Source organism: Ancylobacter sp. 3268, assembly GCF_031456575.1.
Classification (GTDB): domain Bacteria; phylum Pseudomonadota; class Alphaproteobacteria; order Rhizobiales; family Xanthobacteraceae; genus Ancylobacter.
The window spans coordinates 1-12,970 of sequence record NZ_JAVDUX010000011.1 but is presented as its reverse complement, the minus strand read 5'-3'; the positions used below and the strand labels follow the sequence as shown (position 1 = coordinate 12,970).

General features: G+C 67.7%; 13 protein-coding genes and 1 pseudogene. 4 read left to right on the top strand and 10 right to left on the bottom strand.

Features of this window, described 5'->3' with window-relative positions; genetic code table 11:
• Positions 1-7: 7 nt before the first annotated feature.
• A complete protein-coding gene (locus J2X65_RS16040; RefSeq protein WP_404977729.1) occupies positions 8-1,504 on the bottom strand; it encodes a D-alanyl-D-alanine carboxypeptidase family protein in 1,497 nt (498 codons plus the stop codon).
• Positions 1,505-1,671: 167 nt separating this feature from the next.
• Here J2X65_RS16040 and hisE point away from each other — a divergent pair.
• Together hisE and J2X65_RS16030 are read left to right on the top strand one after the other, a co-directional pair.
• Positions 1,672-2,016 (top strand): annotated as a pseudogene (gene hisE, locus J2X65_RS16035) (phosphoribosyl-ATP diphosphatase); the annotation flags it as partial.
• A 242-nt stretch (positions 2,017-2,258) separates the two neighbouring features.
• The gene (locus J2X65_RS16030) at positions 2,259-2,840 is read left to right on the top strand and encodes a YqaA family protein (protein ID WP_310202795.1); all 582 of its coding nucleotides are present in this window, start codon (positions 2,259-2,261) and stop codon (positions 2,838-2,840) included.
• Between the two features lie 139 nt (positions 2,841-2,979).
• Here the strand turns inward: J2X65_RS16030 and cysW are convergent, their stop codons facing one another.
• The 9 genes from cysW to J2X65_RS15985 form a co-directional block, all read right to left on the bottom strand.
• The gene (gene cysW, locus J2X65_RS16025; protein WP_310202793.1) at positions 2,980-3,837 is read right to left on the bottom strand and encodes a sulfate ABC transporter permease subunit CysW; all 858 of its coding nucleotides are present in this window, start codon (positions 3,835-3,837) and stop codon (positions 2,980-2,982) included.
• Positions 3,834-4,682, bottom strand: coding sequence for a sulfate ABC transporter permease subunit CysT (cysT, locus tag J2X65_RS16020; RefSeq protein WP_310203131.1), 849 nt, complete (start codon positions 4,680-4,682; stop codon positions 3,834-3,836). Before cysT ends, cysW begins: the two co-directional genes overlap by 4 nt.
• A gap of 125 nt (positions 4,683-4,807) precedes the next feature.
• Positions 4,808-5,827, bottom strand: a complete 1,020-nt coding sequence (locus J2X65_RS16015; protein WP_310202790.1) for a sulfate ABC transporter substrate-binding protein — start codon at positions 5,825-5,827, stop codon at positions 4,808-4,810.
• A gap of 209 nt (positions 5,828-6,036) precedes the next feature.
• The gene (locus J2X65_RS16010) at positions 6,037-6,774 is read right to left on the bottom strand and encodes a phosphoadenylyl-sulfate reductase (protein WP_310202788.1); all 738 of its coding nucleotides are present in this window, start codon (positions 6,772-6,774) and stop codon (positions 6,037-6,039) included.
• Positions 6,771-7,331 (bottom strand): DUF934 domain-containing protein, encoded by a 561-nt coding sequence (locus tag J2X65_RS16005; RefSeq protein ID WP_310202786.1) that lies wholly within the window; start codon positions 7,329-7,331, stop codon positions 6,771-6,773. The genes J2X65_RS16010 and J2X65_RS16005 overlap by 4 nt, the downstream gene beginning before the upstream one ends.
• A complete protein-coding gene (locus J2X65_RS16000; RefSeq protein ID WP_310202784.1) occupies positions 7,318-8,973 on the bottom strand; it encodes a nitrite/sulfite reductase in 1,656 nt (551 codons plus the stop codon). Before J2X65_RS16000 ends, J2X65_RS16005 begins: the two co-directional genes overlap by 14 nt.
• A gap of 40 nt (positions 8,974-9,013) precedes the next feature.
• Entirely contained in the window at positions 9,014-9,355 is a 342-nt protein-coding gene (locus J2X65_RS15995; protein ID WP_310202782.1) for a DUF2849 domain-containing protein, read from the bottom strand.
• A gap of 129 nt (positions 9,356-9,484) precedes the next feature.
• Positions 9,485-10,252, bottom strand: coding sequence for a DUF429 domain-containing protein (locus J2X65_RS15990; RefSeq protein ID WP_310202780.1), 768 nt, complete (start codon positions 10,250-10,252; stop codon positions 9,485-9,487).
• Entirely contained in the window at positions 10,249-11,436 is a 1,188-nt protein-coding gene (locus J2X65_RS15985) for an FAD-binding oxidoreductase (RefSeq protein ID WP_310202778.1), read from the bottom strand. The genes J2X65_RS15990 and J2X65_RS15985 overlap by 4 nt, the downstream gene beginning before the upstream one ends.
• Before the next feature lie 141 nt (positions 11,437-11,577).
• On the opposite strand from J2X65_RS15985, the gene J2X65_RS15980 reads away from it, so the two are divergent.
• Entirely contained in the window at positions 11,578-12,489 is a 912-nt protein-coding gene (locus J2X65_RS15980) for a CoA ester lyase (RefSeq protein ID WP_310202776.1), read from the top strand.
• A 44-nt stretch (positions 12,490-12,533) separates the two neighbouring features.
• A complete protein-coding gene (locus J2X65_RS15975) occupies positions 12,534-12,737 on the top strand; it encodes a DUF1737 domain-containing protein (RefSeq protein ID WP_310203129.1) in 204 nt (67 codons plus the stop codon).
• The last annotated feature ends 233 nt before the right edge of the window (positions 12,738-12,970 follow it).

The following is a 12,970-nucleotide window of genomic DNA, read 5'->3' as shown; positions in this document are numbered from 1 at the left end:
TGCCGGGCTACTGCGCCGCGGTGGCGGGATTGGGCGCCGGCACCGGCGCCAGGATGATGGTCGGCTGCGAGGCGGACGCCGCCGCCGGCTTTGCCGGTTTCGCCGCGGGTTTGGCGGCTGGCTTGGCGGCTGGCTTGGCCTGGGCGGAAGCGGCTGGCTTCGCTGCGGGTTTGGCCGCGGCGGGTTTGCTGTCCGGCTTGGGCGCCGGCGCGGCGTCGCCGGTGGGATCGGCCATCACCGTCGCCTCCGGCTTGGTTGCCGGCTTGGCGGCGGATTTGGAACCGGGCTTGGGCGGCGCGACCGGGATGGCCACCTGCTTGGCGCCGGTTATCTTCTTGTCCTTGGCGGGCGTCTTCTTCTGCGGCGGCGGCGGATAGGCGGCGGCCAGCGCGGCCGGATCGGGCGTGGGGCCGACGAAGACCTCGACCGGCGGCATGGACGGCGGCAGGTTCTGCAGCAGGCTGGCGCCGGTTACCTGGGCGCCGAGACCGCCCATGCCGGCGGCGGCGAAGCCGGTCGGCGTCGGGCCGCTGTCGTCTTCGGATTCCGAGGCGGTGTTCTTGCGCTTGCCGCCGCAGACCTGCGCGCGCATGTCGGTCGGCGGGCCGCTCTGGTTGCGCAGCGAATCCACCGTGGGGGCGACGGCGCCGAAGATCTGCCAGGAGTGGTTGAAGCCCCGCTCCAGCAGCAGCGCCGCCTGCTCGGTGCGTTCCTTGCCGGAATTGGTGCCGAGCACGATGGCCAGCAGCCGCTTGTCGCCGCGATGGGCGGTGGCGACGAGATTGAAGCCGGAGGCGCAGATGAAGCCGGTCTTCATGCCGTCGGCGCCGGGATAGCGGTCGATCAGCTTGTTGTAGCTGCGCACCACCGCCGGGCCGATCTTCATTGCCGGGATACGGAACAACTGCTCGTGCTCGGGGTATTCCAGCGCGATGGCCCGCACCAGCACCGCGAGGTCGCGGGCGGTGGTGACGTTGTTCGGATCGGGCAGGCCGTTGGGATTGGCGAAATGCGACCCGGTCATGCCGAGGTCGCGCGCGGCCTGGTTCATCTCCTCGACAAAGGCCGGCACCGAGCCGGCGACGCCTTCCGCGATCACCACGGCGATGTCGTTCGCCGACTTGATCAGCATCATCTTCAGCGCGTTGTCGACGGTGACGCGGGTGCCCGGCACGAAGCCCATCTTGGAGGGGGCCTGCGAGGCGGCGAGCGGGGAGACGGTGATCAGCGTGTTCTCGGTCAGCCGCCCGGCCCGCAGGGCGCGGAAGGTGACATAGGCGGTCATCAGCTTGGTGATGGAGGCCGGGTACCAGGGCTTGGTCGCCTCCTCCGCCAACAGCACCTTGCCACTGTCGATCTCGACCACCAGCGAGGGGGTGGCGCGCGCGGCGGTGAGGCCGGCCATCGGCAGGAGCGCCGCAAGGACGAGAGCAAGGGCTGCAGCGCGGATGCGGCGGGAGGGGCGGTTCGACACGCGGCACGCTCCGTTTTGGCTGGCGGACATCGATTGCGATCTTCCATACCCCTTCCTCCGCCCGGGAGCAAAAGGGGGCAAAGCCGGAGGCGGCAATTTTTGCCGTCGCGACCGGGAAAGGGAACGGGAAACAGGCCAGCGGCACGGGCGGCCCGCTGCCACGCAATATTCATCGAAGCCGCGTTAAACTTAAGCAAATGAGTGATTCGATCCGCCGTCTTCACGATGCTGTGCGTGCGGCGCGCGCCGGGCAGGTCGCCTCGCCGCGTACCGCTAAGCTGTTTGCCCGCGGCCGGGCCTTCATCGCCAAGAAGGTGGCGGAGGAGGCGGTGGAGGTGGCGCTGGATGGCGTCATCGGCGATACGCCGGGCACGGTGCGCGAGAGCGCCGATCTTCTCTACAATCTGGTGGTGCTGTGGGTCGAGCTCGGCATCGAGCCGGAAGACATCTGGACGGAGATGCGCCGGCGCGAGCAGATGATGGGCATTGCCGGGAAGCTGCCGAAGTCCGGCAAGCGCGACAAGCATGCGGCGCCGGCGGTCCCCCTTCCGTCGCAGGGCGTGCTGCCGCTCCCGGCGCGGGCTCCGCTAAGGAATCGTGACAGCACCGGGCTTTCCGGCTATGCGGGTCCAGCCGAGTCCGCCGCCATCCGTGTCGGGGATGCGGATGAGGATGCGGCGCTGGATGCCGCGCCCGGCACGGCCGCGCTCGTCGCGCCACCGCTGGTCCCCAATCCGCGTCGCCGCTCCGGCTGAAGCGGGTTCTCCCGTCCTCCGGAGCCCTCATGCTGCGCCGCCTCTATCAATGGGTGATCGCTCTCGCCGAGCGCCCCTCCGCCACCTGGGCGCTTGCCGGCGTGTCGGCCGCGGAGAGCTCGTTCTTTCCGGTGCCGCCGGACATCATGCTGGTGCCGATGTGCATCGCCCGCCCGGATCGGGCCTGGTGGTACGCCTTCGTCTGCACGGCCGCTTCCGTGCTCGGCGGGTTGGTCGGCTACGCCATCGGCGCGCTGCTCTACGAGACGGTCGGGATGTTCCTGATCCAGCTCTATGGCTATGGCGACAAGGTCGACGCCTTCGCCCAGGCCTATGCCGAGTACGGCCACTGGATCATCCTGATCAAGGGGCTGACGCCGATCCCCTACAAGGTGGTGACCATCACCTCGGGCTTCGCGCATTACAGCCTGTTCTGGTTCGTCGTGCTGTCGATCATCACCCGCGGCGCCCGCTTCTTCCTGGTCGCCGGCCTGCTCTACTGGATCGGCCCGCCGGCGCGGGTCTTCATCGAGGAGCGGCTGGGGCTGGTGACGTTCGTCTTCGCGCTGGTGGTGGTCGGCGGCTTCATCGCGGCGGTGTACCTGTTCTGAGAGCCGGCCGTCTTTCTTGAGCCTCTCCCCCGCGGGGAGAGGGAGCAGGTTGCACCGGTCCGCTCCGGTGCCCGCGTGAGCGGTGCCGTCTGCGGCACCCTGTCCGTCCGGGCGCCTCCGGACGGGCGCCCGCCGTCCTTCAGTGCCCGCCCTTGCGGCTGTGCACGCGGCTCTCCAGCACCGTCTTGGCGAACAGCGTCACCACGGCGAGAAGCGCCAGCAGCGAGGCCACCGCGAAGGACGCCTGGAACTGGTATTCGTTGTAGAGGATCTCCACCTGCAGCGGGATCGTGTTGGTTTCGCCGCGCACATGGCCGGAGACCACCGACACCGCGCCGAACTCGCCCATGGCGCGGGCATTGCAAAGCAGCACGCCGTAGAGCAGCGCCCATTTGATGTTGGGCAGCGTCACCTGCGAGAACACCCGCCAGCCGGAGGCGCCGAGCGTCACCGCCGCCTCTTCTTCGGTGGTGCCCTGTTCCTGCATCAGCGGGATCAGCTCGCGCGCCACGAAGGGGAAGGTGACGAAGATGGTGGCGAGCGCGATGCCCGGCCAGGCGAAGATGATCTTGTAGCCATTTTCGATCAGCCATCCGCCGAAATAGCCCTGGGCGCCGAACAGCAGCACGAAGACAAGGCCCGCCACCACCGGCGACACCGAGAAAGGCAGGTCGATCAGGGTGATGAGGAAGCTCTTGCCGGAGAAGCTGAACTTGGTGATCGCCCACGCCATGACGAGGCCCATCACCGTATTGGCGACCACCGCGATGGCGGTGACGATCAGGGTCAGCTCGATGGCGGCGAGCGCATCCGGTTCCACCAGCGCCGCGGCATAGGCCTCCCAGCCCTTGGTGAAGGCCTGGGCGAAGACGTTGATCAGCGGCAGCACGATGAACAGGCCGATGAACAGCGCCGCCACCACGATGACCGTCCATTTGACGGCGGCCGGCTCGGAGCGGATCTCCTCGGCGCCGGGATTGGTGCGGGGATCGCTCATGACGCCCTCCCGGTGCGGGCCTGCGACCAGCGCTGCAGGCCGTTGATGACGAAGAGCAGCGCGAAAGAGGCCACCAGCATGGTGGCGGCGATGGTGGTGGCGTCGGCGTAGCGGAACTCTTCCAGCCGGATGACGATCAGCAGCGGGGCGATTTCCGACACATTGGGCAGGTTGCCGGCGATGAAGATCACCGAGCCATATTCGCCGACGGCGCGGGCGAAGGCGAGGGCAAAGCCGGTGAGGAAGGCCGGCAGCACCGCCGGCAGCACCACCTTGCGGATGGTGGTCCAGCGGCTGGCGCCGAGCGTGGCGGCGGCCTCCTCCAGCTCGTGGTCGAAATCCTCCAGCACCGGCTGCACCGTGCGCACCACGAAGGGCAGGCCGATGAAGATCAGCGCCACCAATATGCCGAGCGGGGTGAAAGATACCTTGATGCCGAGCGGCGCCAGCCATTGGCCGAGCCAGCCATTCTCGGCATAGAGCGTGGTGAGGGCGATGCCGGCCACGGCGGTGGGCAGCGCGAAAGGGATATCGACGAGGGCGTCGAGCAGGCGCCGGCCGGGAAAATCGTAGCGAACCAGCGCCCACACCACCACGGCGCCGAGCACGAGATTGATCGCGGCGGCGACGAGCGACAGGCCGAAGGAGATCTTCAGCGCGTTCAGCGTGCGGGCGGCGGTGAGAATGGTCCAGATGCGCTCGGGCGTCAGTTCGGCGGTCTTGAAGAACAGGCCGGCGAGCGGAATCAGCACGATCAGCGACAGCCACAGCAGCGTCAGCCCCATCGTCAGGCCGAAGCCGGGGATCACGCCGTTGCTCCGGCGTGGCGGGGCCGCTCCCGCCATTTCCGCTGCGCTCATCGTCGTCTCGGCCATGTTCCGGTTCCGCGGTCGCCATCATAAGAGCGGCGCCGGACCTGGCGAAAGGTCCGGCGCCCAGTTAGCCCGGCGGGTCCGCCGGCCTCGGGAACCTAGTTGGAATAGATCTGGTCGAAGACGCCACCATCGTCGAAATGGGTCTTCTGCGCCTTGCGCCAGCCGCCGAAGGCCGGATCGTCGATGGTCACCAGATCGACCTTGGGGAACACCTTGTCATACTGCTTGGCGATCTCGGGATCGCGCGGGCGGTAGAAGTTCTCGGCCGCAAGCTTCTGGCCTTCCTTGCTGTAGAGCAGCTTCAGATAGGCCTCGGCGACGGGGCGGGTGCCTTTCCGGTCGACCACCTTGTCGACCACCGCCACCGGCGGCTCGGCGAGGATGGAGAGCGAGGGGACGACGATGTCGAACTTGTCGTCGCCGAATTCCTTCTTCGACAGGAACGCCTCGTTCTCCCAGGCGAGCAGCACGTCGCCCACGCCGCGCTCGGTGAAGGTGACGGTGGAGCCGCGGGCCCCGGTGTCGAGCACCGGCACGTTTTTGAACAGGCCGGCGAGATATTCCTTCGCCTTGGCCTCGGAGCCGTACTTCTTCAGCGCATAGGCCCAGCCGGCGAGGTAGTTCCAGCGGGCGCCGCCGGAGGTCTTCGGGTTGGGGGTGATGACCTGCACGCCCGGCTTCACCAGATCGTCCCAGTCCTTGATGCCCTTCGGGTTGCCCTTGCGCACCAGGAACACGATGGTCGAGGTGTAGGGCGAGGAATTGTCCGGCAGGCGCTTCTGCCAGTCCTGCGCCAGGAAGCCCTTATCGGCGATGGCATCGATGTCATAGGCGAGCGCCAGGGTGACCACGTCGGCCTCGAGCCCGTCGATCACCGAGCGGGCCTGCTTGCCCGAGCCGCCATGCGAGGTCTTCAGCTCGACCGTCTTGCCGGTCTCGGCCTTGTACTTCTCGGCGAACAGCTTGTTGAACTGCTGGTACAGCTCGCGCGTCGGGTCGTAGGACACGTTGAGCAGGGTGACGTCGGCGGCGCGCACCGGCGCCGGCGCGGCAAGCGGCGCGATGAGCGCGGCGGCGAGGCCGGCGATCGCCAGAGGCTTGAAACGAATGGACATGATCGATCTCTCCCGGACGGCGCGCCCCCGCACCGTCAAAACCATTGATCGAAGGGTTCCACGGCTGGTCTCTGGGGTCAATCAAAAAATACAGAGTATATAGAAAAATAGATAAAATAACGGCGCTCCCCTGTGTTATTTGGGCGCGCCGTGGGGATTTTGCATGCGCGGACAATGAATTAAGGCGCGGGCAAGAGGGGTATGATCGGTCAGTGCGCCGAGATCAGCGTGTGGATACCGCACTCGGTCTTGGCGCGACCACGCCAGCGGCCGGCGCGGGCATCCTCGCCGGGAGCGACGCGGCTGGTGCAGGGCAGGCAGCCGACCGAGGGGAAGCCCTTGGCTTCCAGCGGATGCGGCGGCAGGGCGAAGCGCTTATGCGCGGCTTCCACCTCGGCCCGTTCCAGGCTGGCCAGCGGGTTGAACTTCAGCCGCTCGCCATCGCGCTCGGCCACCGGGATGGCGGCGCGGGTGGAGGCCTGGTAGCGCTTGCGCCCGTTCAGCCAGCCGTCGAAGCCCGACAGCGCGCGGGCCAGCGGTTCGACCTTGCGGATGCGGCAGCAGGCATCGGGGTCCGAATACCACAGGTCGTTGCCGGCATCCTGCGCGGCGAGGCGCTCGGCATCGGGATGGAAGGAGCGCACATCGGTGAGGCCGAGCTGGGCCGCGAGGGTGTCGCGATAGGCCAGGGTCTCCTCGAACAGCCAGCCGGTGTCGAGGAACACCACCGGGATCGAAGGATCCACCTCGGCGGCGAAGGCGAGCAGCACGGCGGACTCGGTGCCGAAGGAGGAAACGAGGCACAGCCGGTCGCGCCCGACAATGGTCTGGGCAGCGGCGATGATCTCGGTCGGCGAGCGGCCTTCCAGGGTGCGGGCGATCTCCTCCACCGCATCGAGCGGGGCAAGGCCGGTGAGAGTGGCGTCGAGATTGAGGGGGGAGGTCATGCGGCGGCCCCCCTGTCCTTCGATGCCTGGTCTTCCAAACGCGTCGCCGCACGGCCGAGCCGCGCGCGCAGCAGGCTCTTACGTCCGTCGCCGGTCGGCTGGTAGAACACCGTGTAGCTGTGCATCGCGTCGTCGAAGGCCTGAGCGTCGGCCTCCTTGGACGGCACGATCTGGTCGAAGCCGGCGCGCGACATGATCAGGAACTGGTCGCGCAGCACGTTGCCGGTGGCGCGCAGCGGCCCCTTCCACCCCAGCCGCTCGCGCAGCAGGCGGGCCTGGCTGTAGGCGCGCCCGTCGCGGAAGGTCGGGAAATGGAGCGCCACCAGCGCCAGGCGCGGCAGATAGGGCGCGATCTCGGCGATCGGCTTGTTGTTCGGCCAGATCAGGCCGACCTCGACATAGGCATTGGCCAGCGCGTCCGCTTCCTTGAGGTAGCGGTCCAGCGACAGCAGCACCGGCGTGGAAGCGGGGAGGGGCGGCACCTGTCCGGCCTCGTCCTGATCGGCAACCCGCGTGAAGCGGTCCTCGACCAGCTTGCCGTTCTCAATGAGTGGCATAGACACGTTCCTTGAAGGGTTCGACGCCGAGGCGGTGAACGGTGTCGACGAACAGCTCCTTCGGCGAGGAGCGCAGTTCCAGATAGGCGTCGACGATGTCCTCGATCAGCCCGGGCACCTGGTCGTAGGAGACCGCCGGGCCGAGCAGCGTGCCGAGCTGGGCATGCTCGTCGGCGCGCCCCCCCAACGTGATCTGGTAGAATTCCTGGCCGTTCTTCTCGACGCCGAGAATGCCGATATGGCCGACATGGTGGTGGCCGCAGGCATTGATGCAGCCGGAGATGTTGACGTGCAGCCGGCCGATGCCGCGCGAGCGGTCGAGATCGGCGAAGCGTTTGGAAATCTCCTGCGCCACGGGAATGGCGCGGGCATTGGCCAGCGCGCAGTAATCGAGGCCGGGGCAGGCGATGATGTCGCTGATGTGGTTGACGTTGGGCGTGGCCAGCCCGGCGGCGTCGAGCTGGCGCCACAGCTCCGGCAGGTCCATCTGCGCCACGTTGGGCAGGCAGAGATTCTGCTCGTGGCCGACGCGGATCTCGTGGAAGCCATAGGCGTCGGCAAGGTCGGCGACCACATCCATCTGGTCGGCCGTCGCATCGCCCGGAGGCGCGCCCACCGGCTTCAGCGAGATGGTGACGATGGAATAGCCGGGCACCTTATGCTTGTGCACCGAGTTGCGATACCAGGCGGCGAAGCGCGGATCCTCCAGCGCTGCCGTCAGCTCGGCGGGCTGGTCCTCCAGCTTCGCGAAATCCGGGTAGAGGAAGCGGGCGCGGATGTCGTCGATGATCTCGTCGGTGAGCTTCAGCGCGCCGTCGCGGATGTTCGCCCATTCGGCCTCGACCGCCTCGGCGAAGGCCTCGGCGCCGATCTCGTGCACCAGGATCTTGATGCGCGCCTTGTAGATGTTGTCGCGCCGGCCGAACTGGTTGTACACGCGCATGATGGCTTCGATGTAGCTCAGCACGTGCCGCACCGGCAGGAACGGGCGGATCGACTTGCCGACAAAGGGCGTGCGGCCGAGACCGCCGCCGACCAGCACCTCGAAGCCGAGCTCGCCCTCCGCATTGCGGTGCAGGCGCAGGCCGACATCGTGCACCTTGGTGGCGGCGCGATCCTTGGGCGCGGCGGTGATGGCGATCTTGAACTTGCGCGGCAGGTAGGTGAACTCGGGGTGGAAGGTCGAGTACTGGCGCAGGATCTCCGCCCAGATGCGCGGATCGTCGAACTCCTCCGGCGTTGCGCCGGCCCACTGGTCGGTCGTCACGTTACGGATGCAGTTGCCGGAGGTCTGGATGCCATGCACGCCGACCTCGGCGAGATCGGCCATAGCCTGCGGCAGATCCTCAAGCTTGATCCAGTTGAACTGGATGTTCTGGCGGGTGGTGAAATGGCCGTAGCCGCGGTCATAGACGCGGGCGACATGCGCCATGCGCCGCAGCTGGTTCGACGACAGCGTGCCATAGGGGATGGCGATCCGCAGCATATAGGCGTGCAGCTGCAGATAGACGCCGTTCATCAGTCGCAGCGGCTTGAACTCGTCCTCGGTGAGGGCGCCCGACAGGCGCCGCTCCACCTGGTCGCGAAAATCGGCGACCCGTTCGGCGAGGAAGGCGCGGTCGAATTCGTCATAGACGTACATGATCGGTGTCTTCTGCAGTCGCGGCTTGAAGAAACGGCGTTCAGGCCGCGGGAAGGGTGGAGGCGGGCGGCTCGCTGGCCGGCAATTCGAAGGTGACGCCGTTGACGCGGATGCGCTCGCGCAGATTGCCGGGGAGGATGGCGCCGTTTTCGCCGAGGATGACCGGGGCCACATAGGCGCCGACCGCATCGGTGTCGCGCTTGTGGGCGCCTTCCAGCAGGGCGATGGCTTCCGGCGCCGTGGTGACGACGGCGGCATCGCCGAGCGCGGTCGACCAGCCGCCAGCGGCCGTGCGCCAGACCACCGCGCCATCGGTGAGACGGTTGGCGGTGACGGCGACGGTGCCGTTGACTTTCAGTTTCTGCTGCTGCGGCGCGGCCATTCCCGGCAATTCCCTGTGTTTTAGTCGTTCCAAATATATAACACAACTTCGCATGTGCAAATTGGATAAATGCACAAAATTCATGTGTGATATGATATTTGACAATAATTGTAGACTGTTAGGCGGCCTTCACGCCTGTATCTGGATCGGCAGGCCCTCGCCGTCACGTTCGGCCGGGGTGGGGAAGCCGATCGCCTGTCCATGGGCGATGCGCCGTGCGGTCCATGCGGCGGCGCAGGCATCGATGAGATCGTCCTCGCCCACCTTGAGTGCGCGGGCCCGCAGGGCAGAGGTGAGGGCCTCCTCGAAGCCTTGCGCCGCAAGGAGCTGGCGCCGCAAGGCGAGGCCCGGCTTGTGCGGGGCGTTCTTTACCTTCTTGGCGAGATCGAGGGCCGTCTCGCCGTTCATCGCCCAGAAGCTCACCTCGGGATGGCATTCGTGGATGCGGCCGGCGAGGGCGGGCCGCTCGCGCAGCAATCCGTCGATCTCGGCGATCTTGCCGAAGATGTGGAAGGCCTGCCGAGAGACTGCGCGGGGCGGTTCGGAGGTTGCGCGGGCGACAGAGCAGGCATGCCGGTAACGCTCGGCTTCGTCGGGAAGGCTCGGGTCGAGGGCGGCGTAGACGGCGGCCCGCGAGGGCATGGAGAAGACGCTCGATTGGCGCATGCCGAGCCGGGGGCGCACCAGCCGTTCCGGTGCCCGCCCGTTGGGGCCGGCGCGTTCGGGCAGGCCGATCGGCATGTCGACGGCGATGATCTGCGGCGCTTCCGGCCGGTCGACGAGCTCGGCGAGACGGTCGATGCGCTCGGCCTTCATGGCGTTGCCGGGCTCAACGATCACCGCGATCCAGCCACCCTTGCAGCCATCGACGCCGGCCACCCGAAGCCCGGCGCTCATATGATGTTCAGCTCGGCATGCGGACGGTTGGCGAGGATGCGCTCATAGCCGAACACGCCGAGGTCGAGCGACAGCGAGCGGCCATGCACGATCCATTCGGCGATGGCGCGCCCGGCGGCGGGCGCCTGCTGCAGGCCGTGGCCGGAGAAGCCGTTCATGAAGTAGAAGTTCGCCACCTCGGGATGCGGGCCGATGACCGCATTATGGTCGAGCAGGTTCATCTCGTAATGCCCGGCCCAGGCGCGCACCAGCTTCACCTCTTCCATCGCCGGGATGCGATGCGCGAGGTCCGGCCAGGTGGTCTCCTCGAACAGCGGCCAGTCGACCTCGAAATCATCGTCGGGGTCGGCGTCGTCCGGCGGCGCCGCCGCGCCGCAGATCTGGTAGGCGCCTTCCGGGCGGATCCAGAAGCCGGTGGGATCGACCAGCAGCGGCAGGCGCGGCAGCTCGGTGCGGCAATGCAGGACATAGATGCAGCGCTTGCGCCCCTCGACGGGGAGCGGAATGCCGGCCAGTCCCGCCACGCGTCCGGCACGCGGCCCGGCGGCGTTGACGAGGCTGCCGCAGGCGATGCGCCGGCCATCCGCGAGCGTCACGCCGGTCACCCGGTCGCCGGCGCGGGCGACCCCGGCGACCTCGCCGGAAATCAAATGGACGCCCTGCCGCCGCGCCGCCTTGCGCACGCAATCCAGCAGCGCATGCGCATCGAACCAGCCCTCGCCGGAGCGGCCATAGGCGCCGGCGGCGAGGCCTTCCGTATTGAGATAGGGAAAGGTCGCGGCAAGCGCGGCCGGATCGAGCAGGTCGATATCGGCGCCCTCGGTCTTCTGCACCCGGTGATTGGCCTTAAGGATCGGCAGGCCGGCGTCGCTGGCGAGGATGAGATAGCCGCCCTCATGCCAGGAGAGATCGGTCTCGGCGCCGAAGCGCTCCTTCGCCGAGCGCAGGAATTCCAGCCCGAACAGCGACATGCGGATGTTCTCGGGGATGGAGAACTGCTGGCGCAGCGAAGCGGCGGAGAGGGTGGTGGAGGAGCGGGCGAAGCTGGCGTCGCGCTCGATCACCGCCACCGTGCCGGAGAAGGCGGGATCGCGGGTGAGGAAATAGGCGGCCATCGCCCCCATGATGGCGCCGCCGATGATGACGACGTCATAGCGTTCTGCCGTCCCGATAGCTGCGCTCATGCCCTGCGATCCGATAAGACGTTGCATGGTGGGGCCGCCGCGCGCAACAAAGCTGCGGAGCCGCCGGCCGGCGCGGTTGGCGTGCCGCCGCTCGCCCGGATAGGCTGCTTTCCCGATCTTGCCAACCCAGCCGAGCGAATCATGTCCGGAGTTGCCTTCCACGCCATCCGCCCCCGCCGCAGCGTGCTCTATATGCCGGGCGCCAACGCCCGCGCGCTGGAGAAGGCGCGCAGCCTTCCCGCTGATGCCATCATCATCGATCTGGAGGACGCGGTGGCGCCGGATGCCAAGGCGGCGGCACGGCTGCAGGTGGCCGAGGCGCTTGCCGCCGGCGGCTATGGCACGCGCGAGGTGGTGGTGCGGGTCAACGGCTTCGACACCCCCTGGTTCGAGGCCGATCTCGCGCGTTTCGCCGAAGCGGCGGCCGGCGGCGCCGGCGCCGACGCCCTGTTGATCCCCAAGATCGCCAGCGCCGAGACATTGCGCGCGGTCGGCACCCGGCTCGACGCGCTCGGCGCGCCGGCATCGCTCCGGCTGTGGGCGATGATCGAGACGCCGCAGGCGGTGCTCGGCGTGGCGGGGATCGCGGCGGCGGCGCGCGATCCGGTCAGCCGGCTGGCGGCGTTGGTGCTCGGCACCAACGATCTCGCCAAGGAAACCGGCGCCCGCATCGTGCCGGGCCGGGCGCCGATGCATACATGGCTGTCCATGTGCGTGCTGGCAGCCCGCGCGGCCGGCGTCGAGGTGCTGGACGGCGTGTGGAACGATTTCCGCGATCTCGACGGCTTTGCGCGCGAATGCCGGGAAGCCGCCGAGATGGGCTTCGACGGCAAGACGCTGATCCACCCGACGCAGCTGGATCGCTGCAACGCCACCTTTACGCCGCCGGACGACGAGGTGGCGGCGGCGCGGACGCTGATCGCGGCGTTCGACCGGCCGGAGCATGCCGGCAAGGGCGTGATCCAGATCGAGGGGCGCATGTATGAGCGCATGCATGCCGACATCGCCCGCAAAACCGTGGCGCTGGCCGAGGCCATCGCCGCGCGCGGCTGAATTTTCCGGACAGGACGAGACGGATGACCGAAGCGACCAAGACCATGAAGCTCTACCGCTACCTCACCGGCCCGGACGACGTGGCCTTCTGCAAGCGCGTTTCCGCGGCGCTGAACCGGGGATGGCAGCTCGCCGGCGATCCGACGCTGACCTTCGACCCGATAAAGGGGAGGGTGATCTGCGGCCAAGCGATCATGAAGGAGGTCGAAGGCGAATGGTCGGACGAGGTCGTGCTCTCCGATCACTGAATTTACGGCCGCTTTTCGAGCTATCCACAGGGCTGTGGAAAGGTCAATAAGTCTAACCTATTGAAAGGTCAGCCTTTCTTCCTGAACGATCGCGCCGGGGCCGTTTCGTCGCCGCCCCGTCATTTTTCTGAAAACGAGGCTGTTGACACCCGGAACGGCCCCCCCTATAACGCCGTTCATCGACGGGGCGCGCCGCTGACGCGGTGCTGACGCTCCTCGGTTGATCCCGACAG

Coding starts and splice junctions, on each gene's coding strand:
- J2X65_RS16040 (WP_404977729.1), bottom strand. CDS start 1,504: ATGTCCGCCAGCCAAAACGGAGCGTGCCGCGTGTCGAACCGCCCCTCC.
- J2X65_RS16030 (WP_310202795.1), top strand. CDS start 2,259: ATGCTGCGCCGCCTCTATCAATGGGTGATCGCTCTCGCCGAGCGCCCC.
- cysW (WP_310202793.1), bottom strand. CDS start 3,837: ATGAGCGATCCCCGCACCAATCCCGGCGCCGAGGAGATCCGCTCCGAG.
- cysT (WP_310203131.1), bottom strand. CDS start 4,682: ATGGCGGGAGCGGCCCCGCCACGCCGGAGCAACGGCGTGATCCCCGGC.
- J2X65_RS16015 (WP_310202790.1), bottom strand. CDS start 5,827: ATGTCCATTCGTTTCAAGCCTCTGGCGATCGCCGGCCTCGCCGCCGCG.
- J2X65_RS16010 (WP_310202788.1), bottom strand. CDS start 6,774: ATGACCTCCCCCCTCAATCTCGACGCCACTCTCACCGGCCTTGCCCCG.
- J2X65_RS16005 (WP_310202786.1), bottom strand. CDS start 7,331: ATGCCACTCATTGAGAACGGCAAGCTGGTCGAGGACCGCTTCACGCGG.
- J2X65_RS16000 (WP_310202784.1), bottom strand. CDS start 8,973: ATGTACGTCTATGACGAATTCGACCGCGCCTTCCTCGCCGAACGGGTC.
- J2X65_RS15995 (WP_310202782.1), bottom strand. CDS start 9,355: ATGGCCGCGCCGCAGCAGCAGAAACTGAAAGTCAACGGCACCGTCGCC.
- J2X65_RS15990 (WP_310202780.1), bottom strand. CDS start 10,252: ATGAGCGCCGGGCTTCGGGTGGCCGGCGTCGATGGCTGCAAGGGTGGC.
- J2X65_RS15985 (WP_310202778.1), bottom strand. CDS start 11,436: ATGAGCGCAGCTATCGGGACGGCAGAACGCTATGACGTCGTCATCATC.
- J2X65_RS15980 (WP_310202776.1), top strand. CDS start 11,578: ATGTCCGGAGTTGCCTTCCACGCCATCCGCCCCCGCCGCAGCGTGCTC.
- J2X65_RS15975 (WP_310203129.1), top strand. CDS start 12,534: ATGAAGCTCTACCGCTACCTCACCGGCCCGGACGACGTGGCCTTCTGC.